A 26604-nucleotide genomic window follows, 5' to 3' on the forward strand; every position below is an offset into this window, starting at 1 on the left:
TTTTTTTGAATAAATTTCTTTGAGAGTGCAATTTTCTTTATCTTCAAAAACGAAAAAGAACAATAAGTGATATGATAGTCGCAGATTGTTTGATGAAGCTTGCGCAATTGAGTTTTAAGGCTTCGAAAAGGGAAAGAAGATGAGTGATAAGCAAAGCAATAAATTAAGAGTTATGCATATTAATGATACGCACTCTTATTTTGATGAATCTGTAATTGCTTTGAATTGTGAAAGCGTTGATAAATTTTATATAAAGTGTGGTGGCTTTTCTCGATTATCACACCAAATGACTTTACTTAGTAATGAAATGAAAGCAGAAGGTGGCAATGTTGCGACTTATCATGCTGGAGATTGTTTTCAAGGAACACTCTATTTCTCTCTATATAAAGGTAAGGCCAATGCTGAGTTGCTTAATCAGTTACCGTTAGATGGTATGGTACTTGGCAATCATGAATTTGATTTAGGGAATGAATTAGTTAGTCATTTTGTCTCTCAGGTTAACTTTCCAATTTTAATGGGAAACTGGGATTTGAGTGAAGAAGACCAAAGCAAAGGTCAAAAATTAAAATACCATGATAATGTGTTGTCTTACGATACTGAGCGTGAGATAGCCAATTATATGATTAAACATGCAGGCAATGTCGATATTGCAGTATTTGGTTTAACCATAGATAAAATGGACGTATTGGCAAGTCCAGATCCAGATACACCATTTTTGAATGCGATTGAAACTGCAAAAAAAACCATTGAATATTTAAAAGTAAATGGAATTAAGAATGTCATTATTATTAGTCATTTGGGATATGACGCTGATAAACAACTCGCAGAATCTATCTCAGGGATAGATCTTATCATTGGTGGGCATAGTCATGTATTACAAGGGGACTTTGCCGATATTGGCTTAGAAACTATCGCTTCATATGGTGAGAAGGTAAATAACACCTACATAGTCCAAGCTGGTTGCCATGCTTTAGCGTTAGGCTATTGTGATTTAGAGTATTCAGATAGTGGTGAGTTAATTTCGTTTAATGGACGAAATATGTTGCTATTAGACGATATTGCTTATCAGGATAAAGCTTGTGAAGCGCCTGTTGATGAAGAAATACAAAAAGTGATATACAACGCTTTGAGTGAGTTCATAGGCGCTGAATTTTGTACAAAAGATCAAAAAATTGAAGAGTTACTGATCGATAAATACCGCGGTGAGGTTGTTCGACTATCTCAGCAGGTGATTGGATACAGTTCGATGGATTTAGCTCATCGTAGGGTGCCAAATGAGAAAGGCCAAAGTGATATTGCCCCTTGGGTTGTGGAGGCCTTTTATTCTAAAGCGCACCAAGTAGACAGTAGAGTACAGTTTGCTATGCATAATGCTGGTGGAGTTCGCTCTGGTTTAAACCAAGGAGCCATCACATATGCCGATATTGCCGGAAAAGTTTTGCCATTTGCTATTCCAATTATCATTTATAGTATCAAAGGCAAATACCTTAAAGCCGCTATTGAGGGAGCAATAGATAATGCGACTAACAATGGAGTGATAGGAAGTGGATCTGGAAGTTTTCCTTATGTATCACAATTAAGTTATCAATATGAAGCGTGTAATCCTGCAGGGCAGCGTATTACCGAATTTGAAATATTTAATTCGGTTTCTGGATGGGAGCCTGTATTAGATGAGCAAATATATTATGGAACATCAACAGCTTATACAATAAAAGGGAAGGAAGGTTACGCACCTTTATTGAATAAAGAAGATGAAGTAATAACAACCAACCTTTCAATGGCTGATTGCTTCATTGATTATTTAATGCATTACCCTAATTTAACAAAACCTAAGATGACATTAAATCGATATAATAAAAACAGTACAGCTATTATTTAGTGGCATGCTAATTGCTAATATATAACTGAGATGAGTTGTACAGTTTTATAGGTAATAGCATGGACAGTGATTGGTCAGACAAATTGCTAGTCGTAAGCTGGGTGTTCGCTTGGGCATTAATTGTTTACTTCGTCCCTTTTGCAGGGTGACATTTAAAAGGCTTTCTAATTAATTAGGAAGCCTTTTTTATTAGCGTTAATAAAACTTATCCTTTAAGGATGATATAAAAGTTATTATTGTCATATTTAGGTTAGCTTAAATTGTTTAAATTATGTTAATTTGATTTTTTATTCATTGGTTCGCATTAATTCCACATTTATATGCGCTAACTTTAACTATTGATTGCTGTAATTTTTACATTAGAAAAACTAATATTACATTGAAGAAAAAGTCATTTTTTGACCAGTAAATTAAGCTTTATTATGCGCTCATTGAAATTGATTAATTTAAGTGAGGCAATCATGGCACAAGCAGCAATGAACGTTAATAACATCGCTACTTCTTCACAAAAGAAGGCCTATTCAGTAAGTATCAAAGGATTGATTGCTCATCTTGTGGATGTTTTGTTTGGTAAAGATCAAACTGTATCTGCACAATATACATCTGAATTATCAGAGCACTTACAAAAAGATTTAGGTCTTTATCGTTAAGATATAGATGAAAGGAAAAAGCTAGCAGATGCGCTAGCTTTTTTTATATCTGAATAAAGGTTATTGCTTAATAAGAGCATACCTTATTTTTCCCTGAGCGTTTTGCTTGATAAAGTGCTTTGTCTGCTCGAAGAAACGTAGCTTTATGATCTTCTTTATTTCTATTTCGTGTTAACCCGATACTCACGGTAATAGAGCGATCATTAAGTGTTTCTTGCCAGTCGTAATTTGCAATTTCTGAACGGCATTTTTCGGCGATTTTTTTCCCATGTTCAAGGTCGCTAGAAGGAATAATAATAAGAAACTCTTCACCGCCATATCGTAGTGTATAATGCGAAGATGAAACCGAGTTTTGTAAAATCTTACCGACTAGTTTTAATACAATATCGCCTTTTAAGTGGGAATATTCATCATTTATTGATTTAAAATCATCGATATCAATAACCAATAACTGATAGTGTTTAACCGTTGGTAATATCTCTTTTATAAAGGTAGATTCAAACCATCGACGATTGTATAGCTTAGTTAAACTGTCATGAAATACGTCTTGTTGTAATTTGGCTACTGTATCTTTTTGTTGGTCAGATACTTTTTTTAATTTTAAGTTTTCAGTTTCAGAAATATTTAAGCGTAATTGAAGTTCTAATCGAGTTAATCGTCTTAAAGAGTGACCACCAAGCTCATTAATCGGGAAATTTTTAATTATTTCTACAGTTAATTGCTGTGCTTTTTTTTCACATTCAAGCGCAAGAGCAAAGTGTTTACAACTTGCCAGAGCATCGCTTTTCACTTCAAGTAATTGGCGAATATAGTAACCATAAGAGTATTTTATTGTTCGCTTTAATTGATGTGAAATGATCACATCCGCAATTTCTCCACGCTGTTGCTTAATAAGACAGTAGGCTGATTCAACAGCAAATAATTTATTTAACCAAGGAAAAGAGTGTTGGTCGCTATACTCTTGTCGATATTGTATTAGTAGGTTAAGTGCGGTTTCAGGATAATTTTTAAGACGCAATAATTTTGCAGAATAAAGCAATACTTGCGCTGTTAATTGGGGATCATCAGAAACGTATTTTAAAGCATAACACTCATCGAGAAGCTCTTTAGCTTTGGAAAGCCTTTTTAAATCGAGAAGACAAGCAATCATGTAAAGCCGGTAACGAAGCGAGAGATTATTGCTATTAATACTGTTGCTTAACGCTTCTAACTTTTGGTAATAGCGCAGTGCCTTCAAATGATCGCCATAAATAGAGCATAGATTTCCGATCCCCAAAATAGCTTGTATATAAAACTCATTATCACCATATTCTACGGCGAGTTCAGAAAGCGAATGAAGGTATTTTAAGGCTTTTTGGTATTGTCCAATATCAGTATAACGATAACTTAATGCTGAATATATTTGTAGCATTAATTCGATGTCTTTGGATGGGTCTAACAGTAACAAAGCACGATGCAAATGTTGGATGCTGTTTGCCAGGTTATTGAATTCGACTTCATACTCAGAACTCATTAACAGAGCATATGCTTTTTCGGTTTTTGTTTCAGCGAAGTTGTCTACAATATATAACCAAAACTCTAGGCATTGGTGTGTATTTAGCTCTAATAAATTAATGTTATTTTCAGCTATTCGATTTAAAAGACTGTCCATATCATATTTCCATTGGTGTTTGAGGTGGCCGCACCGTCTCAAAATATTCCGTAATTGTGAAATAGTTAATCGTTGGAGAAGATGCCTCAAAAGAGTAACGTTGCCATGGGTAAGTGGTAAAAAGTGAGCTTAAAGAGCGACAAATATCGTCACATTTTTCTTTTGAGTCATTAAGCAGTAATAGCACTTCGTTATCACCTTTACGTGTTAGTAAATCACCATGTTTACAGTAGTGGTGAATAAGGCTTGTTATGGTATCGAGCTTTTCTTCAGAGTTTTCAATGATACTAATAACATGATGATTCTTAAGATTATTAGAATTATAAACAGAAGATAAATGCTGTGACCATTTATTAAAAGGCTGCAAATATATGAGAGCAGATATGCTATTTAATTCTAATTGCAATTGGATCCTATTAATTAGTTTTCTTGCTCTAGAATCAAGTTGCTCCTTTGATGTATTAGATTTATCGCGGCCTAAACTATTGGATTGTTCTTGTAATAAAGCAATTTCATATTGTCGATAACGTTTATAAGAATAAAGTGCATGTTCATAATCGTTAGTTAACTCAGCAATTCGAGATTGCTCTAGACAAATTTGAGAGCGTAACTCTCCTTTATCAAATTGCTCAGCAATCAACTCTGCTTCGGTTAATAATTCATAGGCTGGCAGGTAATGAGATTGAGCCGAAGCGACTCTTGCTAAGCTAATAGAAGAGTGTGCCATCATCCAAGTTAATTGATGTTGTTGAGCTAGTTGGTAGGCGTAGCTGCAGCTTTGTTGAGCCAAACTCAAATCGTTTAAACCAAGAAATGCTAAGCCTCTAAAATCATAAATTTCAGCTTTCCATGTTAAGTTGGAATGATGAACAAGTAATTCTTCTGATTTTATTAGAATAGGTAACATCTCTTGATAGTTACCAAGCAGGTAGTAATCCCACGCTTGTAATATATAGGCCTTAGCTTCGAGATGAGGGATCCGGTAAAATTTAGCTCTTTGTGCGGCAATGTTATGAGCAAAGTTAGCGTCATTAAGGTTATTTGTCATGCGCCAAATATTCCCTAATCCAATAAGTGCTTCAATTTCTATCTCATTGTCACCAAGCAGCGAGGCTTGTTCTAGTGCTTGAATCCAGAATTGTTGTGCACTAAACAGTTTGGCTTGGCCCCACGCATGAGATGCCAAAACATGTAGAATCTTAGGTAAGAGATCATCATCTTCAAGCTCTTGATGCATATGCAGTAATTCACGGGCAATTTTGAAACCAATAGGGTATTGCATCAAATGCCAGTACGCTAAAGAGATGATCAGTTTTGAATAAGCTTCGCCATATTTGAAGTGTATTTGTTCTGCACGAACTAATAACGCTTCCGCATCAGATTTAATTTTATCGGCGTTATCTATACAAGATTCTAATTGTGACTCTAAAAGTTTAAGAGCGGAAATAATGGTTTTTTTTGATTGGTTCACAGTGGTATTCCTTACTTCATGACATCAATATAATCTTGCTAATATATTGATGTCACGAACTAAATTATAGAACTGCGATCGTGCTACGGTATGTTATGTTGCGAAGAAAAATAAGTGTGGGTTAGTCTTCATTTTCCGCTAAATTTAATAAAGCCATTGCACAGCTAACGCTGGTTGCAAGTACATCGATAACTCCAGTACGTAATGCGCCCATAATGGATAAAGCTTTACGACTTTCACTTGCCATTGCGACAACATTTGGAATTTGGCGTAGGTCTTCCATTTCAAGACCAATAACACGACCTCGCATAAGCGTGTCTGCATCAGTGCCATCAAGTTTGAAGAAATCAAAACCGCCAATATCACCAACGATGCCATCATTTAATCGGGCTTCAACGAATTCTTTAGGTGTGAAGAATCCGAGTTTAACCATATGGCTATTTTCATCCATATCGCCAATACCCACTAATGCAAATTCAGCTTTACGGGCTTGATTTAGCGTTTCTTTAATGGTGGTATGCTCCATAAAAGCGGAGCGTAGGTTTGGGTCATTTACATAAGCCGGAGCGTAAAGGGTTTCACTGCTGCCTCCGTATTTTTTCGCTAAACGACGGCAAATATGATCAGCATTAATGATGTCACCACTGCGATGTGTACCACCAATAGCTGAAACGAAGCGAGCATTACGATGGGAGACAATACCGGCGTGATCTGCAACCGCAGCAACATTTTGGCCTTGACCAACCGCAACGGCCATACCTTCCTGTAAGTTATTGTTAAGATATGAGCTTACAAGAGCGGCTACTTGTTTTCGTTGTTCATTGGTATTAGGTTGATCTAAAGAGATCAAAGCACGTTTTAAGTTAAATTTTTCAACCAGTTTTTGCTCAAGTTGCACACTGTATACCGGATGGAATTTCACTGTTATTTCAACGATTCCTTCTTCTCGCGCCTTTCTTAGCATGCGACCAACTTTCGCTCGAGATAAACCAAACTTTTTTGATATCTCTTCCTGAGTTGCGCCTTCTTGATAATAAAGAATCGCAATTTCAGTCAACATATCTGTATTTTCAGTTTGATCTTGAGAGGGTGACATCGTCATAACTTGTCCTAACTTAATAATTCTGCAAGTGTAATTGGTTTTGAGATTAACCCTAACTTTTGTGCCGGAGTTATGCCTAGTTTATCTTGATGACATAAATTATGCCAAGCTCTAAAAATATCTAATAGAGGAAGTAGGCTTGCAGGGCGTAGTTTACGTCTTGGTTCATTAACTAAATTGGTAAATTGGTTATAGAAACGAGTTTGATATTCATTAGCAACGGTCGCTGATGCTCGTTTTAGCCAATACGCCTCATTATGTTCTGCACCATTTAAGTGACATATACCTTTATGCTGTCCGTTGATTTCGGTAAATGCCCAGCGATCACGCCACCAACCAACTAGATGTATATCGATTTTTTCACCACTCTCTTCAGTAGGGAATGCTGCATCTTGAGTAACATAAAGAAGATCAATACTATTTTGTTTAATGCGCTTTAAAAATATAGACATTGCAGCAGAACGAAGCATCGGTTCTTGAGGCATATAGATTTCAATAGAATCACAATGCGAGAATGCTTTTTGAATTTCTAAAAAATGCGCATGCGAAGTATAAGGAGGACGAATTATCGCTCCTTTAGAAGGGTAATTGAGAGAGACGTAATTACCCAGCGGATCTTCAACGTTCGCACGCGCTAAAATTTCTTGATATTTATGATCAACACGTTTGAAAATGGATTTTGAGCCAATGGCTGGTTGTGAATTGGCTTCATTAACAAATGTATTTGATAAATATTGTGCGTTTTCTTGGAAAGGGTCGTGATCCAACAAAGTACCGGGTTCATCGGTTTCCGAGTAATTGATATGTTGTGCAATGACATATCCAGAGTTTACTTCTGCGCTGGCATACCAAAACACGCCATTATTGCTCAGCGGTTGCAATGGGGTGGAATTAGAGGCAAGTTGAATACTTGTTCTATCATGCTGAAGCCTTGAGTCAAATAGTGACATATGACGGCGGCAACGACTGGCAATTTGATTGATATGATCGTAAAAGGTTTTAGGATTTATATGTAAACGTCGGCAAATTTCACGAACGGAATAACCCGTAAATAAAAAACCTAAAAGCTTTTGTTGAATAAGACTCTTTTGATTTTCACCAGACCATTTATCTACAAAGGTAGACGCACAAGATTTGCAGCGATAACGTTGTCTATCACCACTGTAACCAAATGCATGATATAGCTCACGATGGGTTAATACATCGAAACCAAAATGTTCGCATTCTGAATTATTGCAAGAGGGCAAGGAGTGTGATTGAACTTGTTGTTGACGTGCAAGTTCGTTCAATACCTCTTGGTTATTGATTAAGGGAGGAAAAGCACCACATTTCCGGCAAACTAATGCAGGTCGCTTAGGGTTCGTACGTTGAACTAAATAATGTTGTTCATCGCTATCACCAAAATTGTCACACGCCAATGTTTTACAAAAATTGAGTTGTAACCCTTTAGCAGCCAACGGCAGTTTTTCAGTCGGCACTAGACTCCCCTTATAGATTTTATGGCGCCAGTATTGATGACTGGCGCAAACATCTGATTACAGTTTAATTGCAGTTTCTAATGCAACTGTCATCATGTCATTAAATGATTTTTGACGGTCTTCAGAGCTTAATTTCTCACCACGTTTGATGTGATCAGAAACAGTAAGGATAGTCAGTGCTTTTGCTCCTAGGTCAGCTGCCACACCATAAATGCCTGCCGCTTCCATATCAACACCAAGGATGCCTAATTTTTCCATTTTGTCGAACAGATCAGCTTCTGGCGAGTAGAAAAGGTCAGCAGAGAAAACATTACCAACTTTAACGGGAACATTAAGCTCACGAGCTTGACCAACAGCAGTTTCTAGTAGACCAAAATCAGCAATTGCAGCGAAGTCATGATTATTAAAGCGGATACGGTTAACTTTAGAGTCAGTTGATGCGCCCATACCGATAACAACATCCATCAGTTTCACGTCATCATGTACGGCACCGCAGCTACCTACACGAATTACGTTTTTAACACCATATTCAGCGATTAGCTCGTGAACATAGATACAACATGAAGGGATACCCATACCGTGGCCCATTACAGATACTTTTTTACCTTTGTAAGTACCTGTGTAACCGAACATATTACGTACGTCACATACTTGCTTTACATCTTCTAGGAAGTTTTCAGCAATGAATTTTGCACGAAGAGGGTCGCCAGGCATTAGAACTGTTTCTGCGAAATCACCAGCTTGAGCATTAATGTGTGGGGTAGCCATAATAAGGTCTCCAGTTTACAAATAAAAATTGAGTGTAACTAAAATTGTTGAACATTCCTGTTCGATATGTGGCTATTTTAGGCCTATATTTTAAGGTGTCATGAGATTGGTGTCACATTTTCCACCTGATTCTACATTATTTCCATAATTGATAACTAATTTTGTTGAAACTTAAGGGGCAATCGCATTCTTTTAGGCTATCTTAGTTTTAATACTTGGAATGGTTTTCTTATAACCGATCCTTAATTAGATTGAACTTATGGCGTTCGAGGAGGATGATGCTCTTTAAGGGTAATTCCCTTTAGTGTCATTAATAGTAAAGTGAGTAAATTGATGAAAGCAGAAAATAAACAATATGCAGTAATTGGATTAGGTCGCTTTGGACTTACGGTGTGCGAAGAGTTGCACCAGTATGGCTCTCAGGTTTTAGCCATTGATATAAATGAAGAGCGTGTTAAGAAGGCAATGGACTTTGTTTCTACTGCTATTGTTGCTAACTGTGCAAGTGAAGAGACAGTTGCAGAGCTTAAACTTGATGACTATGACATGGTTATGGTTGCAATTGGTTCAGATATTAATGCCAGTATATTAACCACCTTAGTATTGAAAGAAGCTGGTGTTAAGACTGTTTGGGTTAAGGCCAATGATAAGTTTCATGCCAAAATCTTAACCAAAATTGGGGCAGACCATATTATTATGCCAGAGCGAGATATGGGGATTCGGGTTGCACGTAAAATGCTAGACAGACGTGTGTTTGAATTCCATGAACTCGGTAGTGGGCTGGCTATGACTGAGATTGTTATTGGTGGCCAAAATATGGGTAAGTCATTAGGGCAATTGGATTTCTGTCAAATGTCTGATGTAAAAGTTATTGCGATAAAACGTGGTCCTGAAGTCGAGACTGTACCTGATTGGAGTAAAGAATTAGAGATTGGCGATATTCTAATTATCGTTGGGCCAGAAGTTCAATTAGCTAAAAAAATTAGAACGCTATGAGTTACTTACCTAAGAGAGGATTATATCCTCTTAAACATAATCATGAATCGAAAGGGTGGTCTGAGCCAAAGATAATCCTTTCATCGTTCTTGGCTATTTTATTGCCCTCTGCATTGCTTTTAACTTTACCTGTTTTTTCGGTATCAGGTTTGAGTTTTATGGATGCCTTATTTACCGCGACATCTGCTATTAGTGTGACAGGCTTAGGGGTCGTTGATACGGGGTCGCATTTCACTATCAGTGGAAAAATTGTTTTAATGTTTTTAATGCAGATTGGTGGATTAGGTCAAATGACCTTGTCTGCTGTTCTACTGTATATATTCGGTTTAAGGTTGAGCTTACGTCAGCAAGCCTTAGCAAAAGAAGCATTAGGACAAGAAAAGAAAGTGAATTTAAGGAAGCTAATCAAAGGTATAATTTGTTTTGCTTTAATTGCTGAATTTATTGGAATGGTTGTTCTTTCCTTTCGATGGGTACCTGAATTTGGAATCACGAAAGGTCTATTTTATGCAGCGTTTCATTCTATCTCTGCGTTTAATAATGCTGGTTTTTCACTTTTCTCTGATAGCTTAATGGGCTATGTCGGTGATCCGCTTGTTATTTTTACGCTATCGTTACTGTTCATAGGTGGTGGTTTAGGTTTTACAGTCATTGTTGATTTGGTTAAGAATGGCTCAAAAGGGTTTAAACGTTTACAGTTACACACTAAGATAATGTTAGTTGCAACGCCAACCTTGTTATTAGTTGGGACATTGTTCTTTTATATTTTAGAGTATCAAAACCCTAATACATTTGGTGCATTATCCAGTGGTGATAAATGGTTAGCTGCATTTTTTCAATCGGCAAGTGCTCGAACGGCAGGTTTTAATAGTGTTGATTTAACTCAGTTCACTCAACCAGCCTTGTTAATTATGATCATATTGATGTTGATTGGTGCAGGTTCAACATCGACTGGTGGTGGTTTAAAAGTGTCAACAATTACTGTTGCCGCAGTCGCTACATGGACATTTTTACGTCAAAAGAAAAATGTGGTGATGTTTAAGAGAACCATTGGTTGGCCAATAGTAACTAAATCGTTAGCTATTATCGTTGTCAGTGGTTCACTATTATCAATAGCTATGTTTTCGCTAATGCTTACTGAAAAAGCAGGGTTTGATAAAGTCATGTTTGAGGTTATTTCTGCCTTTGCTACTGTGGGGTTAACTGCGGGCTTAACTGCAGAGTTATCTGAACCGGGCAAGTTCATTATGGTCATCGTTATGATTATAGGTCGTATCGGTCCCTTAACTTTAGCGTACATGCTTGCAAGACCTGAAGTGTCGAGGGTGAAATATCCTGAAGAGAATGTATTGACGGGTTAATAATACCAATCCATAAAAGAAAAGGCATACAAAATAGCGTATGCCTTTTTTATGTTTTTCAGATCGTATTTTTATTCAGAAGGGATCTGTTCAACTTTTAGAGTTTGTGTAGGGAAGGCTATTTCAGCATTATTTTGAGCAATAATATCCCCAATTTTGATCAGTACGTCTTGTTTTACTTTATGGTATTCAATCCAATTGACTGTTTTAGTAAAGGTATAAACTAATAAGTCTAAAGACGAAGGACCAAAACCGTTAAAGTTCACGATGAGAGTCTGGTTACTATCGATATCATTATGCTCTTGTAACATCGTTTTTATTTCATCAACAATGCGCTCAATGCTATGAATATCATCATATCTAATGCCAATATCCTCTTTAATTCGACGATTAAGCATGCGTGATGGGTTTTCTACGACAATATTGCTAAATACTGAGTTAGGAACATAAAGAGGGCGCTTATCAAAGGTTCTTATTACCGTCATACGCCAACCAATTCTTTCAACCGTTCCTTCTAAAGAACGATCAGGAGAGCGAATCCAATCTCCAACTTTGAATGGGCGGTCAAAATAAATCATCATCCCACCGAAGAAATTCGAGAGAAGATCTTTAGCAGCTAGACCGACGACTAAACCACCAACACCACCAAAGGTAAGTAGACCTGATAAACTCAGTCCAACTCCTTGCATTAAAGAGAGTACGCCTAGGGTGATAAAAATAAGGCGGACAACTTTACCAAGAGCTAAAACGGTGGTTTCATCATGTTTAGGGTTCGTTAAAAACTGTTTTTCAATTAAGCTTGTTAACCTTAATGCAGACCAAATAAAACCCCATATTAAAATAAATACTTGTAACTCAGGAAGCCATGTCGAGCTAAAGTGAGTCTGAGTTGACAGTAAAATCTTAAGCGATGCCGTCGCAGGCCAAAGCCAAATAACAAGAGTTACAGGAGCGGAGATAGCGGTAATGACAGCATCGTCCCAAGGTAGTTGAGTTTTTGCTGCAATGTGATGAAGGCGTTTAATGATTATTCGCCAAGATAGCCAAAGAAATGCACTAAATAGAGTGATCACGATGATATTTTGTGCCCAATCGTGATCTTTAAACTCTAAAAATGTATTCCACCAATCAAGGAAGCGTGTCATTGAAAGTTCTCTTTTATTTTAAAAGAGGTAGCTTATCACTTCATCTGCCCAAATAAAGTAGATAAACACAGATATGACAGCAAAAATGATCCAAGCCTTAAACGGATGTTTCATTTTTGGTTCTGTTCCATCTAAATCTACTTTTCCTGTAAACATAGGAAGTATTAAATTAACGCCTTTTAATCGATATAAGATAACCGCAATTACATGAACAGCAGTAAAACCTAATATTAAATCAAAATTTAGGTGATGGATCCTAGTAAGAAAGCCACTTGTATCATAGCTAACAAGATAAGCTAATGGACCTTCAGAAAGAATATCATCATTGCTAAATAACCCTGTCACTAATTGCACTAATAATAGAAGCAATAGTGCAAGTACCATGTAACCACCTGCAGGATTATGGCCTTTTGAGTAGTGTAAACCATTGGTATGTGAGGTTTTCAGATAGGTAATAACAGTTTGTGGAGAGCCTAGAAAGTGAGAAAATCGAGCCGTATCACTTCCTATAAAGCCCCAAAGGATTCTTGTTAAGAGTAGGGCCATTAAAAGATAAGCTAAAGTGAAATGTAACTCCATTAGCCCTTCTTCAGCGGTATACCATAAAGAGCCAAGTACAACGACTTGGCTCCAGTGGTAAATTCGGACAAAACTATCCCAAATTTTCACGTGTTAGTCTCCAGCTTAACGTGCTTTGTAATCAGAGTGGCAAGCTTTACAGTTTTTCACTGTTTTTCCAAAAGCTTTACGAATCGCCGCTTTGTCACCTTTATCTGAAATTTCTGCCAGTGCTGCTGCGTCTTCTTGGAATTGAGCTAAACGAGCTTCAAAATCAGGGAAGTTAGTCCATACTTTAGGAAGCGCGTTGGTTTTTCCTTTATCCGATCCCTCAACATAGAAAGCATCAAGTGGCATAAGTGATAATTGTGACAGTTGATTTGCTCTTTTGGCAAAAATTGCATCACTCCAATCAGCCTTTCCTTTGACCATATCACCCATTTCACTAACGTTACCTGCAATCATTGTGAATGCAGCTTGACGGTATGCAATGGCTTTGTCTGCTTCATTAAAAGTATGCGCAAAAACTGAGGTTGATGCTAAAAGTGATGATGCAATAACCAGTGATTGAAATTTTTTCATATTGAGCTGTCCTTGAATTGTAATTATTTTTCACAGTTATTATATAAAATGATGCATAAAAGAAGTAGATGGATATCACGACATTTACATAATCTTTACATTGTCTCATTGGGTAGAAATTAATTGTTAGCTGCATCTGAAAACAAATTGCGTATAATGACACTGTATTTTTCAGATTAGGTTTATCAGTTTTTTATGCGAATTTTAAATATTACAACGCATCCAGATTTAGAGCGTTTAGATAACCATAAAATTCTTCATCGTAATGCAACTCGCGGAATTATTTTAAAAGGCGAAGAGATCCTTCTTTTATATACTGAGCGTTATCAAGATTATTCATTACCTGGTGGTGGATTAGATGAAGGCGAAGATGTTATTGCTGGTTTAGTTAGAGAGATCGAAGAAGAGACAGGGGCAAAAAATATCTCAAATATCGAACCATTCGGTATGTACGAAGAATTTCGCCCTTGGTATAAGCATGAGTGTAATGTGCTGCATATGATTTCTTATTGTTATACCTGTGAATGTGATAGAGAGTTAGGTGAAACTAACTATGAAAGTTACGAAATTAGAAATGGTATGAAACCTGTATGGATTAATATCCATGAAGCGATTGCTCATAACGAAGACATTATTTCAAATAGTGACAAAAAAGGAATGAGTATTGAGCGAGAAACGTTTCTTTTGCATTTGATTGCTAAAGAGTGCTTGAATGCTGAATAAAGAACAAATCATTAAACTTACTCAAGTGACCATGCCATTTGGAAAGTATTCAGGAAGAGTGTTAATCGATTTACCTGAAGAATATTTATTATGGTTTGAGCGTAAAGACGGCTTTCCAAAAGGAGAGTTGGGTGAGTTAATGGCTTTAAGTCTAGCGATGAAAATCGAAGGGCTTGATGAAGTTATTCGACCATTAAAATATCGTCGTTAACTTTAGATGGTTCAATTAACATAATGATGTTTGTTAATTGAACCTCTAGATTTCAATCATAGCCTCAATAGATCATTGTCTAAATGGTTATTTGAATTGAGATTCACCTTTTTTTGCTCGTTGAAAATCTTCTGTTAGTTCTTCTTGGGGAGCATCATTCAATAAGTAGCTTAGTGCAGAACAAAAGCTATTTGTTTCATCATAGACCTCACGAGAGCGATCAATATGACGTTCAGCGGTTCTACGTACTTGTGGATCATTCTGAGGGTTGCTGTATTGGACTTGTTGGTCAAACACTGCTTTAACATATTTTTGCTTACAGATATCTTCATTCTCTGGTGTCGCAACGATATCCGCAAAAGCGTAAGAAGAAGTTAGCCCCATTAATAAGGCGTAAAAAAAGTGTTTTTTCATTATGTTATTGACCTTATTCTTAATTACGGGTGGATTTTACGGATAGCGTACATTGAGTGCAATCTTTATCATTAATAAATTGATTTTGGTTTAAAAAAAGTCGTTCAGACATTTTGCCAATCGATATAAATTTAATTTATTGATGAAGTTATTAACTCAGTATGTTGATAATTCGACTTCCATCACTGCAAATTTTCTGTTGCTACATACTATGTATAGCGTTAATAAATTTAGTATACGGTAGAGAATAATATGATTAATAAAACGACAATCGCACCACAAGGACCGCAATTTTCAGAACTTGTTCAAGGGTATTGGCGTCTTGGGGATTGGGGAATGACTCCGCAAGAAAGATTGAGTTTTTTAAAACAGCATATTGAACTTGGGATCACGACTGTTGACCATGCTGACATTTATGGTGGATACCAATGTGAGTCTTTATTCGGTGAAGCGTTAGCACTAGAACCATCATTGCGCGATAGCATAGAAATCGTGACAAAATGCGATATTAATTTATGTACTCCTGATTTTCCTACCAGAAAGATTAACCATTACGATACGTCAAAAGAACATATTCTAAACTCGGTAAATAATTCATTAGAACGTTTAAATATAACTGAAATTGATGTGCTATTAATTCACCGATTGGATGTATTAATGAACGCTGATGAAGTAGCTGATACGTTTAATCAACTGCAGAAAGAGGGCAAGGTTAAACATTTTGGTGTGTCTAACTTTACACCAAGTCATTTCGAACTGCTCCAATCTCGTTTAGATAAACCATTAGTGACTAATCAAGTTGAGATTAATCCACTTAATTTTGAAGTTGCACACGATGGCACGCTTGATCAATTACAGATGAATCGTATTAAACCAATGGCATGGTCATGTTTAGCGGGTGGTGAGATTTTCTCTGGACAATCAGAGCAAGCTGTACGTGTTCGTAATGTGCTTGAAGAGTTAAAAGAAGAGGTTGGAGCACAAAGTATCGATCAGGTGATTTATGCTTGGGTGCGTAAATTGCCATCAAATCCATTACCTATCATTGGCTCAGGTAAAATTGAGCGTGTGCAAGCGGCTGTTGATGCAATGAATATAGAACTTACCCGTGAGCAATGGTATCGAGTGTGGGTTGAATCAAAAGGTCACGGCGTGCCATAGAGATTTCCGTGATTAAGTAAGAAACAAAAATGGGATGTAACTTGGCATCCCATTTTTATTGTTAGCTTGTTTTATCTATGGCTTATTTTACTAGCCACTCAACAGCTTCACCAGCACGAATTGGCACAACAAAGTCATTTCCAAATGCCATTGTCTCTGGTGCAATCCACGCTTCTTTTACAAGCGTTATTGTGTCAGTGTTACGAGGTAGGTTATAAAAATCTGGACCATTAAAGCTTGCGAATGCTTCTAAGTTTTCTAGCTTGCCTTCGTTTTCAAATACTTCTGCATAAAGCTCGATTGAAGCGTGTGCAGTATATGAACCAGCACAACCACAAGCCGCTTCTTTTTTGTCTTTTGCATGAGGTGCTGAATCAGTACCTAAGAAGAATTTAGGATTACCGCTTGTTGCAGCTTCCACTAGAGCTTGTTGGTGTGTATTGCGTTTTAAAATTGGTAAGCAGTAGAAGTGAGGTTTAATACCACCAACTAACATGTGGTTACGGTTAAACAATAAGTGATGCGCTGTAATGGTTGCGGCAACATTTGGGCCTGCATTTTTAACAAAATCAGCCGCATCTTTAGTTGTGATGTGCTCAAGTACAATTTTTAGCTCAGGGAAGTCATTAACGATAGGCGCTAAAACTGTATCAAGGAAAGTTTTTTCACGATCGAAGATATCAACATCATGAGTTGTTACTTCACCATGAATAAGTAAAAGCATACCTTCTTCTTGCATGGTTTTTAGAATAGGGTAAACCTTTTTAATGTCACTTACACCAGAATCTGAGTTTGTTGTAGCACCAGCAGGATACAGTTTTGCTGCCACGATATGCCCAGTAGCTTTCGCTTTTCGGATCTCTTCCGATGTTGTTTTCTCTGTTAGGTACAAAGACATAAGAGGAGCGAAAGAATCAGATTTGTTTTCAGCCTGAATGCGTTCACGGTAACTTAATGCTTGTTCGGTAGTTGTTACAGGTGGTACAAGGTTTGGCATGATTAAAGCTCTGCCGTTGTAACGACTAGAGTCACGAACTGTGTCAGTTAACACATCACCATCACGTAAGTGTAAATGCCAATCATCAGGACGAGTAATTGTTAAAGTTGTCATTTGCTGCTCCCACCAGTAAAAGAATAATTAAGGAGCCTAAATTAATGAAGTTAATCGTTTGCTTAGGCGGTAGGATTCTAAAGCAAAATAACAGAGAACGATAGAAAAAGTTATAATTTACAACAAAGAAGACGTAATAATACGTAAGTAAAAATGAATAGGTTACTTTCCGTTTTAAAAATGTTTACTGGTTAAGTTGCAGTGCCTGCTAAGGAATATTATTGACGAAAGCCTTTAAAATAGACACAATCGCTGTGTTTTTATACAAATAGAGGATGTTTTATGAAAAGTAAAACTAAAGTACGGTTAGCTGCCACTGATGAACTTGAGCATGGTAGAGGCCAAATTAAAGATAATGCATTAAAAGCTGTCGTAACCAGCCAATTATTTAGAACTCGAATAGTAAAAGCGAAAAAAGGAAAGGGCAGCTATTCACGAAAAGGGAGAGGAGGTAAAGAGCCCTATTCAAAAGCAGCATAAGAATGTTGAGTTTGAATAGGGCTTTTTTTGTGATCAATATTGTGTTTTTTTAGTCGATGAGGTTAAAGAACCATCAATCAATGAGTTAAGTGTAAAAAAGTGCTTTACCTCTGCGCTCAGTATGGCATTATCTATCTCGTTCCAACGATGTGCGTACATCGTATAATGGCTATTACCTCAGCCTTCCAAGCTGATGATGCGGGTTCGATTCCCGCTGTACGCTCCAAATTCCATAAAAAAAGCTCTCGCATTAACGAGAGCTTTTTTTATGCCTGTAATTTACACAAATTTTAAAATTGTTTCTTTTTCAAATATTTAAGAGTCGATCACTAAATCTAGTTCATTTTCTATCTATACTGATGAAAATCACTGAAATTAAGAGGTCGCCTTATGTCTACTTCACCTCTCTCTTACAAATTAGCATACCGTTCAGCTGAGCTGGATGATGAGCTATGTAAATCAACCAAAAACATTACACCAATTGATGAAATTGTAGGGCAAGACAGAGCGCAACAAGCGGTTGAGTTTGCGATGTCAATTCCTGACCGTGGTTATAATATTTATGCAGTTGGTCAAAATGGTTTAGGTAAAAGAACCATGGTACTGCGTTATTTGAAACGCCATAAACCAGTCGGCAATGGAATGTATGATTGGTGCTACGTTACTAATTTTGATGATACTCGTCGACCAAAAGTGCTTAAATTGCCTATGGGTACAGGGGCCGAATTTAAAAAAGAAATTGAAAAAATCACGCAGAAATTAGTAAAAGCTATTCCATTGGCGTTTGATAATGAGCTGTATTACACCCGAACTGGCACATTAAAAAATCAGTTAACAGATCAACAAGAATCTTTACTTGCTACTTTAACTAAAGAAGCAAAAGGGAAAGGGGTTAGCCTTGCTGTAACAACACAAGGTGAATATCAATTTATTGCTTTAAATGGTGAGGAATTACATACAGAAGAAACCTTTGAGGCATTAGATAGACAAGAACAGCGAAGCCTAGAGTCATCCATTGATGAGCTTGAAATTAAACTTCGTAGTTTGGTTCGTCAATTAACTGAGTGGGAAGATAAATATTCAGCGAAGATTGAAAAGCTGAATGAGGATGTTATTTCTCAAGTACTCACGGTGAACTTTGAGGCGATCAAAACCAAATACAAAGAATCAAAAGTCATTATCCAGCATTTAAAGGATATGGAAAAAGACATCATTGAGAATTTTGATATCTTTATTCAAGAAGGTAACGAAGAGACCGAGCTGGCTTATGCATCTTTAGAGAAAAAGCTACCACGTCGATATCAAATTAATTTATTAGTAAATCAAGATAATGAGCAATTTCCATTAATCGTTGAAGAAAGTCCAAGTTATCATAATCTATTTGGTTATATTGAAAACGCGACTTATAAAGGAACGGTTTTTACTGATTTTTCATTGATTCGTCCTGGCAGTTTGCATAAAGCAAATGGCGGTGTTTTATTAATGGATGCGGTGAAAGTGCTGGAACGACCTTACGTATGGGATGGTTTGAAGCGAGCACTACGAGCGCAAAATTTAAATTTAAGCTCACTTGAGAAAGAAGTGACATTGTCTGGAACCGTTTCGTTGGAACCAGAGCCTATTCCACTCAATGTGAAAATTATTCTATTTGGTGACCATCAAACGTACCAGTTACTACAACATTACGATTCAGAGTTTAGTGAACTGTTTAAAGTCACGGCCGATTTTGAAGACGATATGCCAAGAACGGCGGTATCAGAATTCCACTACGCTCAGTTTATTTCGAGTATTGTGCAAGATGGTAAGTTACTTCAATGTGATAAGAGAGCAATTGAACGAATTATTGAATACAGTTCACGTCAATCGGGTGATCAAAATAGATTGTCCTTACACTCAGAAGATATCTCGAATTTATTGAAAGAGACTAACTACATAGCAAGAGCGGCAAACTCAAATATGATCCGTTTAAAACATGTAGAACAGGCGCTTTCCAATAAAGAACACCGAGTTAATCGTGTTCAAGATGGCGTTATGCAAAGTTTTAAAAATGGCACGACATTAATACAAACTGAAGGTTCTGTGATAGGGCAGATTAATGCGTTGTCTGTATTAAGTACGTCTAACCATCAGTTTGGTATGCCAAACCGCATCACCGCAACGACTTCATTTGGTAAAGGTGAAGTATTTGATATTGAGAGAAAAGTTGAACTAGGTGGGAGTATTCACTCTAAAGGTGTATTCATATTAAGTGCTTATTTAGCTTCATTGTTTGGTAAAAATAAAGCAATACCATTGAAAACCTATATTACGTTTGAACAATCCTATGGTGGTGTTGATGGAGATAGTGCATCAATGGCTGAATTTTGTTCCATTATTTCTGCCTATTCTGATATTGCTGCTCGACAAGATTTAGCAATTACTGGTTCTATGAATCAATTTGGTGAGGCACAACCAATAGGTGGGGTAAACGAAAAAATTGAGGGGTTTTATGAAGTTTGTAAAATTAAAGGGCTTAATAAAAACCAAGGGGTAATCATTCCTGAATCAAATGTTCAAAATTTAATGCTGAGCGCTGAAATTGTTCAAGCAATTGAGAAAGGAGAATTTTCAATTTGGCCGGTGAAGCACGTAAGTGAAGCTGTTGCATTATTTACTGGAATGCAACTAGAAAATAATGAACAAACAGGTGTTTATGATTTAATTAAACAAAAACTAGCATAGTCATTGTTAAAAATATTATAAAAATGTACAGGTGTGTTCTGTACATTTTTTTTATATGTTATTTGTAAATTGAAATTATAGTTCAGACGGTGATATAATGAACGGTATGAATAACAATATAGTTAATGGCTTTTCTAACACAATAGTCATTGGTTAGTCATGCATCTTGTTTTCAATTAATGTAATGAGGATTTTATGTATCACCCTCTCTCTCCTAATCTTGATTTAGGCTCTTTTCTGTTGGTTCGAGGAAAAAAGACATATATAGAAGAGAACTTATTGCTGCGAGTTAAGCCAATCGATATTGATGGAACGGAATATTGGGTTCCTATCGGTATTAACTGGAATAGTGGTCAATCGACTAAACGCAGAAGAATGGAGTTTGCACAGGTACGATTTGCTCGTAAGGGACAGCCTTATTACAGTAAAGCTTATTATGCTGACTTCGATAACGAAGATGACGACTTAGAAGCTCGTTCTGAGGCTATTATTGAAGCAGCATGGTCTATCGCTGAACTTGTAGAACAAAATGAATATGAAACGGCAGATGATGCACGAAAAACAAAGACGTTTACTGCTAAGTCTGTTTATGAAGGATTACATCCAAATATTCAATTAAAAGTGTCTATGGTAAATGGAACGCCTTACATTAATAGCCATTTTGAACGTCATGAAAGTAAACGTTGTTATCGTTCACATAACTTCTCGCGTAGCTTATACAGTTTAAATTTTGATGATTTAGCATTGTTCTTGTCTGATTTGAATGCGATAGGAAAAGAGATTGATGCTTTTCTACAAACCAAAGACGCGGATATAAAGAAATTTAAGCCAAGTAAGAAGTTGGTGACCGTTCCATTATCAAAATTTGCAATGCGTAATATTGCGGATCAACTCGTTCAGAAATCAATGGACGGTTGTAGAAAAGAGTTTGATAAAACGTGGTTTGAATTTAAAAGAAAACCAAAACAAATTCAAATGATTGAAGCAGAAGATAAATCATCTTTTACTGTAAAGAAAGAACATACAAAAATCGGTACAGTAATTAAGTTAGACAAGTTTAAGGCTTGTACTCACCCTACACATGTTTTAAGAAAAGTTGCCTTAATGAAAGCGAATTATAATTGGGCTAATTTTAAAACCGAAAGAAAAGAAGAATCAGCAAAAGGTAAGTATTTTAAAATTGCTCATCCTTCATCAGGCGTCGTTGGTGTGGTGGTTAAGAAGACGGATAATGAGACCATTTTTAAAGGTATTATTGGTCAGACACCAAGAAACAGTTATAAATTTAAAACATTTTCGACTAATTCAATGACTGAAAAACAAGCTTTCATTGCCGCGAAACAAGCATTTATTGAAGTAATTGAAAATGAATCATGGTCAGATTATAAATTAACGAAAGAATTTAATTTATATCAAACGAGTTAATCAATCTTAATTAGATATAACTTAATAAATAGAAGCTCCTTAGTTTTGTCTTAAACGAAAGGAGCTTTATTTTTTACTTTTTTGTGAATATGCTGATATCAAGCTTAAGAGGTGTTCCAAGCCAAACAGCTGATTGAGTGTGGTCAAGATATTCATCATCTGTTAATGGGTGAATAAGAATACTTAATCCATTTTGATGCTGAGTTAAATACGCAAGTACTACATCATAATTTTCTTGTTTAAATGAAACTTGACGACTCCATACTGGATGCGGTCCTACTGGTTTTTTATTAATGCGCCCTAATTCGTAACCATACTCTTTATGTACGCTTTCGGTTAATGCGATGGCATAGTCAATATTACTCTGGTCAAAGTAAACATGGATATGATAACCATGGATATCTAGTTGCGGCATGTGTAATCGTTCTCTAAAAATGAAAATAAAAAAGGCCAAACCGAAGTTTAGCCTTATTATAGTTCATTTTAAATGAGAATGATTATTCCCAATCTAGAATGACTTTACCAGACATACCAGAGCGCATCATATCGAAGCCTTTTTGGAAGTCATCAATTTTGTAGTGGTGCGTGATAATTGGAGTTAGATCTAAACCTGACTGAATTAAGCTTGCCATCTTATACCAAGTTTCAAACATTTCACGGCCGTAAATGCCTTTGATAACTAAGCCTTTAAAGATCACTTGGTTCCAATCAACAGTCATATCTGATGGTGGAATGCCTAGAAGTGATATTTTACCGCCATGGTTCATGTTAGTTAGCATGCTATTAAATGCTGATGGATTACCAGACATTTCCAAACCAACATCAAAGCCTTCTGTCATACCAAGATCAGACATCACATCTTCAAGCTTCTCGTTCATTACGTTTACTGCACGAGTTACGCCCATTTTCTTCGCAAGATCTAGACGGTATTCGTTCACATCAGTAATTACAACGTGACGAGCTCCAACATGTTTTGCTACAGCTGCAGCCATGATACCAATTGGACCTGCACCAGTGATAAGCACATCTTCACCCACTAAATCAAATGATAGGGCAGTGTGAACGGCATTACCAAATGGGTCAAAGATTGATGCTAAGTCATCAGAAATACCAGCAGGGATCTTAAATGCATTGAAAGCAGGGATAACTAGGTATTCAGAAAAAGCACCAGTACGGTTTACACCTACGCCAGTTGTATTACGACAAAGGTGAGTACGGCCGCCACGACAGTTACGACAGTGACCACACGTAATGTGACCTTCACCTGATACGCGATCACCAATTTCAAAACCACGAACTTCTTGGCCAATACCAACAACTTCACCTACATATTCATGACCCACAACCATTGGAACTGGAATGGTTTTTTGTGACCATTCATCCCAGTTGTAAATATGTACATCGGTACCACAGATAGCTGTCTTTTTAATACGGATAAGAAGATCGTTATGACCCATCTCAGGTTTTTCCACCTCAGTTAGCCAGATCCCTTCTTCAGGTTTTAATTTTGAAAGCGCTTTAATTTTCATTATTTAATGATCTCCATGTCTTTACCTACTTCGATAAAGGCATCAATTGCACGATCTAGCTGTTCACGAGTATGAGCAGCAGACATTTGTGTACGAATACGAGCTTGGCCTTTTGGTACGACTGGGAAAGAGAATGCAATAACATAAATCCCTTTTTCTAGAGCACGTTCTGCAAACTCAACAGCGACTTTGGCATCACCAAGCATGATTGGAATAATCGCGTGATCAGCACCGCCCATAGTAAAGCCTGCTGCTTCCATACGAGTACGGAAATGCGCTGAGTTTTCCCATAATTTAGAACGTAAGTCACCCGATTCAGCCAAAAGATCTAAAACACGGATAGAAGCAGACACAATCGCTGGAGCAACAGAGTTTGAGAATAGGTAAGGACGAGAGCGTTGACGTAACCAGTCAATCACTTCTTTTTTACCAGATGTATAACCACCTGAAGCTCCACCCATAGCTTTACCTAGCGTACCCGTGATGATATCAATACGGTCGATTACATCGTGATGCTCATGAGTACCTGCACCATTGTTGCCCATGAAGCCAACAGCGTGAGAATCGTCAACCATTACCAGTGCGTCGTATTTATCTGCTAAATCACAGATAGCAGGAAGGTTAGCTACAACACCATCCATTGAGAATACACCGTCAGTTACGATAAGCGTATGACGAGCGCCAGCTTCTTTTGCTGCAATTAGTTGTTCTTCTAATTCAGCCATGTTGTTGTTTGCGTAGCGAAAACGCATTGCTTTACATAGACGCACACCATCAATGATTGATGCGTGGTTTAGTGCATCTGAGATAATCGCATCTTCTGCGCCTAGAATGGTTTCAAACAAACCAGCATTTGCATCAAAACATGATGTGTAAAGAATGGTGTCTTCTTTACCTAAGAAAGTAGATAGCTTTTGTTCTAATTCTTTATGTGAATCTTGAGTACCACAAATAAAACGAACTGATGCCATACCAAAGCCATGCTCATCCATTCCATCTTTTGCTGCTTCAATAAGAGCAGGGTGGTTAGCTAAACCTAAGTAGTTATTTGCACAGAAATTTAGTACTTCTTGGCCAGTAGAAATAGAAACTGATGCTTTTTGAGCTGAAGTAATAATACGTTCTGATTTATATAAACCTTCGTTTTTTACTTCTTCAATTTGGTTTTGAATCTGTGTGTAGAATGCAGAAGACATTGCGGTTCCTTTTTTAGTTATGTTTGTTGCACGTAAAAGTGTAATCAAAATCCGATAAATAGATTCTAATTCAAATCAATTACGACTATTATCCCTAAAAATGGAAAAGCATTAGTGAATCATGGTCACAAATAAACTTATTACTTTATTACCGGATTTAGCGACATTTATTGTTGTTGTAAATGAAGGAAGTTTTACCGCTGCAGCAAAGAAGCTAGGTGTTACTCCATCTGCATTGAGTAAATTAATTACTCGGTTAGAGAATGCACTTTCAGTAAAGTTGTTTGAACGAACGACTCGTAGTTTACTGATCACTGAATCAGGAAAAAAAATATATCAGCAATCAGTCATCATGGTTGAAGCGGCACAACAGGCTGTTGATATATCGAGTTCCGAGCATACTGTTCCTTCAGGAAGTTTAACTGTTGCAGCCCCAAAAGCATTTTTAACTATCGTACTTCAGCCGTTGGTTACTCCTTTTTTAACTAAATACCCAAAGATTCAATTAAAACTTAGAGCATCAGATGGTGATATCGATATGATTGCTCAAGGTATTGATGTGGTATTTAGGTTGACAGATAAGCCGACGGAAGGCTTGGTTATGAAAGAAATAGGTAAGGTTAATTTAAGCTTATGTGCAAGTCCTACTTATTTAGAAGAGAGAGGGATTCCTCATCTTCCGCAAGAGTTAGCCAATCATGACTGCTTATTTTTAGGCGAAACAACAACGGATCATATTTGGGAATTTGTTAAAGGCACAGAAAGTCATGTCATTGCAGTAAGCGGTAGGTATGCCGTGAATCATTCGCAAATGAGGTTAAATGGTGTAAAGGATGGCTTTGGTATTGGGATTTTCCCAGACTTTGTTATAAAAGAAGCATTAGCGAATAATGAAGTCATCTCTGTTTTATCGGATTGGCAAATTAAAGGAAACTATCACGGTGTTATTGCAATGCAGTACGCACAAAATAAATACATGCCATCGAGATTGAAAGTATTTACCGAATTTGTAAAAGAAAACTTGATGACGTCACAAGGTGAACGAAAACGATGAAAGGTCTGGAGTTGCGTTTGCTAAGAGGGTTACCAGGCAGTGGTAAAACAACATTAGCTCAATCTTTGGGATTGATTCATATTGAAGCTGATCAGTTTTTTATGAATGAAACTGGAGAATACTGTTTTGATGGAAAGTTATTAGGCTCTGCGCATCAATGGTGTCAAGCTCAGTGTGAATACCATCTTTTCCATAATAGAAGTGTGGTGGTTGCAAATACATTTGTAAAACAGTGGGAGATAGAGGTTTATAGAAAAATAGCACAAAAGTTTGGTGCTAAGATTAAGATAGATGTTTGCAAAGGGGAATTTAAAAGCATTCATAATGTACCAGAAGAAGTGATAAACCGGATGAAACGTGAATGGGAAGAGTGAATTTCATTCGAATTGATGGTTTTCAAAACAAGATGTTTGTTTTTTGAACGCTTGAAAGTTTTTTTGAAAAAAATACTTGCAACAAAAATCGAAATCTCTATACTTCGCTTCCGTTGACACAGCAAAGCTTTCTTAGAAAGAGTTGAGGTTCAACAAGAAGTGAAACATTGACGCGAACGGAGTTTTAAAAAGTTACTTGTAACTTACTTTTAGTAATTTAAATGACACTTCACGCAAAATTAAGCAACGCTTAGTTTTGAGCTCTTTAATAATTTGACCTTAGCAATCTGTGTGGACACTTATGAATTGGTAGTCACAATAGCTTTACTCATTATTGAGTGAGCAACTATCAATGAACTGAGTGAATACACAAATTAATTTATGTAACAATCAGTATTAATCATTGAGTCGGTTTTGTTTCTGCTGAAACAAACCAAAAAAAACTTTAATTGAAGAGTTTGATCATGGCTCAGATTGAACGCTGGCGGCAGGCCTAACACATGCAAGTCGAGCGGAAACGACTTAACTGAACCTTCGGGGAACGTTAAGGGCGTCGAGCGGCGG

At 36.9% G+C, this 26604-nt stretch carries 25 protein-coding genes, 1 tRNA gene and 1 rRNA gene; 14 read left to right on the plus strand and 13 right to left on the minus strand.

Annotation, left to right across the window (positions count from 1 at the left end):
- Nucleotides 1-139: 139 nt before the first annotated feature.
- Together HC728_RS12105 and HC728_RS12110 are read left to right on the plus strand one after the other, a co-directional pair.
- On the plus strand, nucleotides 140-1879 hold the full coding sequence (locus HC728_RS12105; RefSeq protein WP_065621865.1) for a bifunctional UDP-sugar hydrolase/5'-nucleotidase: 1740 nt from the start codon (nucleotides 140-142) through the stop codon (nucleotides 1877-1879).
- Between the two features lie 461 nt (nucleotides 1880-2340).
- Nucleotides 2341-2529, plus strand: a complete 189-nt coding sequence (locus HC728_RS12110; protein WP_011263276.1) for a hypothetical protein — start codon at nucleotides 2341-2343, stop codon at nucleotides 2527-2529.
- 67 nt (nucleotides 2530-2596) lie between these two features.
- On the opposite strand, the gene HC728_RS12115 is transcribed toward HC728_RS12110, so the two are convergent.
- The 5 genes from HC728_RS12115 to deoD form a co-directional block, all read right to left on the minus strand.
- The gene (locus HC728_RS12115; RefSeq protein ID WP_065597356.1) at nucleotides 2597-4180 is read right to left on the minus strand and encodes a GGDEF domain-containing protein; all 1584 of its coding nucleotides are present in this window, start codon (nucleotides 4178-4180) and stop codon (nucleotides 2597-2599) included.
- A 1-nt stretch (nucleotide 4181) separates the two neighbouring features.
- Nucleotides 4182-5651 carry an ATP-dependent transcriptional regulator gene (locus HC728_RS12120; protein ID WP_065597355.1) on the minus strand — a complete coding sequence of 490 codons (1470 nt, stop codon included), beginning with the start codon at nucleotides 5649-5651 and terminating at the stop codon, nucleotides 4182-4184.
- A 121-nt stretch (nucleotides 5652-5772) separates the two neighbouring features.
- Complete coding sequence (locus HC728_RS12125; RefSeq protein WP_012535380.1) at nucleotides 5773-6753, minus strand: sugar-binding transcriptional regulator; 981 nt, start codon at nucleotides 6751-6753, stop codon at nucleotides 5773-5775.
- Between the two features lie 8 nt (nucleotides 6754-6761).
- A complete protein-coding gene (locus HC728_RS12130) occupies nucleotides 6762-8231 on the minus strand; it encodes a lactate dehydrogenase (protein WP_017020231.1) in 1470 nt (489 codons plus the stop codon).
- Nucleotides 8232-8288: 57 nt separating this feature from the next.
- On the minus strand, nucleotides 8289-8999 hold the full coding sequence (deoD, locus tag HC728_RS12135; RefSeq protein WP_005422471.1) for a purine-nucleoside phosphorylase: 711 nt from the start codon (nucleotides 8997-8999) through the stop codon (nucleotides 8289-8291).
- Between the two features lie 333 nt (nucleotides 9000-9332).
- Here deoD and HC728_RS12140 point away from each other — a divergent pair, with 333 nt between their 5' ends.
- Together HC728_RS12140 and HC728_RS12145 are read left to right on the plus strand one after the other, a co-directional pair.
- Nucleotides 9333-9995 carry a TrkA family potassium uptake protein gene (locus HC728_RS12140; protein WP_017020230.1) on the plus strand — a complete coding sequence of 221 codons (663 nt, stop codon included), beginning with the start codon at nucleotides 9333-9335 and terminating at the stop codon, nucleotides 9993-9995.
- The gene (locus HC728_RS12145) at nucleotides 9992-11356 is read left to right on the plus strand and encodes a TrkH family potassium uptake protein (RefSeq protein WP_017020229.1); all 1365 of its coding nucleotides are present in this window, start codon (nucleotides 9992-9994) and stop codon (nucleotides 11354-11356) included. The genes HC728_RS12140 and HC728_RS12145 overlap by 4 nt, the downstream gene beginning before the upstream one ends.
- 71 nt (nucleotides 11357-11427) lie before the next feature.
- Here the strand turns inward: HC728_RS12145 and HC728_RS12150 are convergent, their stop codons facing one another.
- The 3 genes from HC728_RS12150 to HC728_RS12160 are packed head-to-tail and all read right to left on the minus strand — an operon-like array spanning nucleotide 11428 to nucleotide 13641.
- Nucleotides 11428-12501, minus strand: a complete 1074-nt coding sequence (locus HC728_RS12150) for a mechanosensitive ion channel family protein (RefSeq protein ID WP_005422474.1) — start codon at nucleotides 12499-12501, stop codon at nucleotides 11428-11430.
- 18 nt (nucleotides 12502-12519) lie between these two features.
- Entirely contained in the window at nucleotides 12520-13170 is a 651-nt protein-coding gene (locus HC728_RS12155; RefSeq protein ID WP_190395537.1) for a cytochrome b/b6 domain-containing protein, read from the minus strand.
- A 15-nt stretch (nucleotides 13171-13185) separates the two neighbouring features.
- Complete coding sequence (locus HC728_RS12160; RefSeq protein ID WP_012534920.1) at nucleotides 13186-13641, minus strand: cytochrome c; 456 nt, start codon at nucleotides 13639-13641, stop codon at nucleotides 13186-13188.
- 195 nt (nucleotides 13642-13836) lie between these two features.
- On the opposite strand from HC728_RS12160, the gene HC728_RS12165 reads away from it, so the two are divergent.
- Complete coding sequence (locus HC728_RS12165; RefSeq protein WP_005422477.1) at nucleotides 13837-14364, plus strand: NUDIX hydrolase; 528 nt, start codon at nucleotides 13837-13839, stop codon at nucleotides 14362-14364.
- Nucleotides 14354-14575 carry a DUF3820 family protein gene (locus HC728_RS12170; RefSeq protein ID WP_005422484.1) on the plus strand — a complete coding sequence of 74 codons (222 nt, stop codon included), beginning with the start codon at nucleotides 14354-14356 and terminating at the stop codon, nucleotides 14573-14575. Before HC728_RS12165 ends, HC728_RS12170 begins: the two co-directional genes overlap by 11 nt.
- Before the next feature lie 87 nt (nucleotides 14576-14662).
- Here the strand turns inward: HC728_RS12170 and HC728_RS12175 are convergent, their stop codons facing one another.
- On the minus strand, nucleotides 14663-14989 hold the full coding sequence (locus HC728_RS12175) for a hypothetical protein (protein WP_005422487.1): 327 nt from the start codon (nucleotides 14987-14989) through the stop codon (nucleotides 14663-14665).
- A 252-nt stretch (nucleotides 14990-15241) separates the two neighbouring features.
- On the opposite strand from HC728_RS12175, the gene HC728_RS12180 reads away from it, so the two are divergent.
- A complete protein-coding gene (locus HC728_RS12180) occupies nucleotides 15242-16150 on the plus strand; it encodes an aldo/keto reductase family oxidoreductase (RefSeq protein ID WP_155654595.1) in 909 nt (302 codons plus the stop codon).
- 82 nt (nucleotides 16151-16232) lie between these two features.
- Here the strand turns inward: HC728_RS12180 and pyrC are convergent, their stop codons facing one another.
- Nucleotides 16233-17261 (minus strand): dihydroorotase, encoded by a 1029-nt coding sequence (pyrC, locus tag HC728_RS12185; RefSeq protein ID WP_190395538.1) that lies wholly within the window; start codon nucleotides 17259-17261, stop codon nucleotides 16233-16235.
- 282 nt (nucleotides 17262-17543) lie between these two features.
- Between pyrC and HC728_RS12190 the strand changes: the two genes are divergently transcribed.
- From HC728_RS12190 to HC728_RS12205, 4 genes are all read left to right on the plus strand, one after another.
- The gene (locus tag HC728_RS12190; protein WP_005422500.1) at nucleotides 17544-17741 is read left to right on the plus strand and encodes an alternative ribosome-rescue factor A; all 198 of its coding nucleotides are present in this window, start codon (nucleotides 17544-17546) and stop codon (nucleotides 17739-17741) included.
- 151 nt (nucleotides 17742-17892) lie between these two features.
- A tRNA-Gly gene (locus HC728_RS12195) sits at nucleotides 17893-17967 on the plus strand.
- 164 nt (nucleotides 17968-18131) lie between these two features.
- Nucleotides 18132-20462, plus strand: coding sequence for a Lon protease family protein (locus HC728_RS12200; RefSeq protein WP_012535061.1), 2331 nt, complete (start codon nucleotides 18132-18134; stop codon nucleotides 20460-20462).
- A 195-nt stretch (nucleotides 20463-20657) separates the two neighbouring features.
- A complete protein-coding gene (locus HC728_RS12205) occupies nucleotides 20658-21887 on the plus strand; it encodes a hypothetical protein (RefSeq protein ID WP_017018736.1) in 1230 nt (409 codons plus the stop codon).
- A gap of 73 nt (nucleotides 21888-21960) precedes the next feature.
- Here HC728_RS12205 and HC728_RS12210 read toward each other — a convergent pair whose 3' ends face one another.
- From HC728_RS12210 to HC728_RS12220, 3 genes are all read right to left on the minus strand, one after another.
- Nucleotides 21961-22302: a DOPA 4,5-dioxygenase family protein gene (locus HC728_RS12210; protein WP_017018735.1), complete on the minus strand. Its 342-nt coding sequence runs from the start codon at nucleotides 22300-22302 to the stop codon at nucleotides 21961-21963.
- Nucleotides 22303-22384: 82 nt separating this feature from the next.
- A complete protein-coding gene (tdh, locus tag HC728_RS12215) occupies nucleotides 22385-23416 on the minus strand; it encodes an L-threonine 3-dehydrogenase (protein WP_012534850.1) in 1032 nt (343 codons plus the stop codon).
- Complete coding sequence (locus tag HC728_RS12220; protein WP_017018734.1) at nucleotides 23416-24612, minus strand: glycine C-acetyltransferase; 1197 nt, start codon at nucleotides 24610-24612, stop codon at nucleotides 23416-23418. Before HC728_RS12220 ends, tdh begins: the two co-directional genes overlap by 1 nt.
- A 121-nt stretch (nucleotides 24613-24733) precedes the next feature.
- On the opposite strand from HC728_RS12220, the gene HC728_RS12225 reads away from it, so the two are divergent.
- The 3 genes from HC728_RS12225 to HC728_RS12235 form a co-directional block, all read left to right on the plus strand.
- On the plus strand, nucleotides 24734-25666 hold the full coding sequence (locus HC728_RS12225; protein WP_017018733.1) for a LysR family transcriptional regulator: 933 nt from the start codon (nucleotides 24734-24736) through the stop codon (nucleotides 25664-25666).
- Nucleotides 25663-26040, plus strand: coding sequence for an AAA family ATPase (locus HC728_RS12230; protein ID WP_017018732.1), 378 nt, complete (start codon nucleotides 25663-25665; stop codon nucleotides 26038-26040). The genes HC728_RS12225 and HC728_RS12230 overlap by 4 nt, the downstream gene beginning before the upstream one ends.
- A 446-nt stretch (nucleotides 26041-26486) precedes the next feature.
- A 16S ribosomal RNA gene (locus tag HC728_RS12235) occupies nucleotides 26487-26604 on the plus strand; the annotation flags it as partial.

The organism is Aliivibrio sp. S10_S31 (assembly GCF_014694495.1).
GTDB lineage: Bacteria > Pseudomonadota > Gammaproteobacteria > Enterobacterales > Vibrionaceae > Aliivibrio > Aliivibrio fischeri.

What these genes read in the sequence shown, in the direction of transcription:
- HC728_RS12105 (WP_065621865.1), top strand. Translation starts at nt 140, where the DNA reads ATGAGTGATAAGCAAAGCAATAAATTAAGAGTTATGCATATTAATGAT.
- HC728_RS12110 (WP_011263276.1), top strand. Translation starts at nt 2,341, where the DNA reads ATGGCACAAGCAGCAATGAACGTTAATAACATCGCTACTTCTTCACAA.
- HC728_RS12115 (WP_065597356.1), bottom strand. Translation starts at nt 4,180, where the DNA reads ATGGACAGTCTTTTAAATCGAATAGCTGAAAATAACATTAATTTATTA.
- HC728_RS12125 (WP_012535380.1), bottom strand. Translation starts at nt 6,753, where the DNA reads ATGACGATGTCACCCTCTCAAGATCAAACTGAAAATACAGATATGTTG.
- deoD (WP_005422471.1), bottom strand. Translation starts at nt 8,999, where the DNA reads ATGGCTACCCCACACATTAATGCTCAAGCTGGTGATTTCGCAGAAACA.
- HC728_RS12140 (WP_017020230.1), top strand. Translation starts at nt 9,333, where the DNA reads ATGAAAGCAGAAAATAAACAATATGCAGTAATTGGATTAGGTCGCTTT.
- HC728_RS12145 (WP_017020229.1), top strand. Translation starts at nt 9,992, where the DNA reads ATGAGTTACTTACCTAAGAGAGGATTATATCCTCTTAAACATAATCAT.
- HC728_RS12150 (WP_005422474.1), bottom strand. Translation starts at nt 12,501, where the DNA reads ATGACACGCTTCCTTGATTGGTGGAATACATTTTTAGAGTTTAAAGAT.
- HC728_RS12160 (WP_012534920.1), bottom strand. Translation starts at nt 13,641, where the DNA reads ATGAAAAAATTTCAATCACTGGTTATTGCATCATCACTTTTAGCATCA.
- HC728_RS12165 (WP_005422477.1), top strand. Translation starts at nt 13,837, where the DNA reads ATGCGAATTTTAAATATTACAACGCATCCAGATTTAGAGCGTTTAGAT.
- HC728_RS12170 (WP_005422484.1), top strand. Translation starts at nt 14,354, where the DNA reads ATGCTGAATAAAGAACAAATCATTAAACTTACTCAAGTGACCATGCCA.
- HC728_RS12175 (WP_005422487.1), bottom strand. Translation starts at nt 14,989, where the DNA reads ATGAAAAAACACTTTTTTTACGCCTTATTAATGGGGCTAACTTCTTCT.
- HC728_RS12180 (WP_155654595.1), top strand. Translation starts at nt 15,242, where the DNA reads ATGATTAATAAAACGACAATCGCACCACAAGGACCGCAATTTTCAGAA.
- pyrC (WP_190395538.1), bottom strand. Translation starts at nt 17,261, where the DNA reads ATGACAACTTTAACAATTACTCGTCCTGATGATTGGCATTTACACTTA.
- HC728_RS12190 (WP_005422500.1), top strand. Translation starts at nt 17,544, where the DNA reads ATGAAAAGTAAAACTAAAGTACGGTTAGCTGCCACTGATGAACTTGAG.
- HC728_RS12200 (WP_012535061.1), top strand. Translation starts at nt 18,132, where the DNA reads ATGTCTACTTCACCTCTCTCTTACAAATTAGCATACCGTTCAGCTGAG.
- HC728_RS12205 (WP_017018736.1), top strand. Translation starts at nt 20,658, where the DNA reads ATGTATCACCCTCTCTCTCCTAATCTTGATTTAGGCTCTTTTCTGTTG.
- HC728_RS12210 (WP_017018735.1), bottom strand. Translation starts at nt 22,302, where the DNA reads ATGCCGCAACTAGATATCCATGGTTATCATATCCATGTTTACTTTGAC.
- tdh (WP_012534850.1), bottom strand. Translation starts at nt 23,416, where the DNA reads ATGAAAATTAAAGCGCTTTCAAAATTAAAACCTGAAGAAGGGATCTGG.
- HC728_RS12220 (WP_017018734.1), bottom strand. Translation starts at nt 24,612, where the DNA reads ATGTCTTCTGCATTCTACACACAGATTCAAAACCAAATTGAAGAAGTA.
- HC728_RS12225 (WP_017018733.1), top strand. Translation starts at nt 24,734, where the DNA reads ATGGTCACAAATAAACTTATTACTTTATTACCGGATTTAGCGACATTT.
- HC728_RS12230 (WP_017018732.1), top strand. Translation starts at nt 25,663, where the DNA reads ATGAAAGGTCTGGAGTTGCGTTTGCTAAGAGGGTTACCAGGCAGTGGT.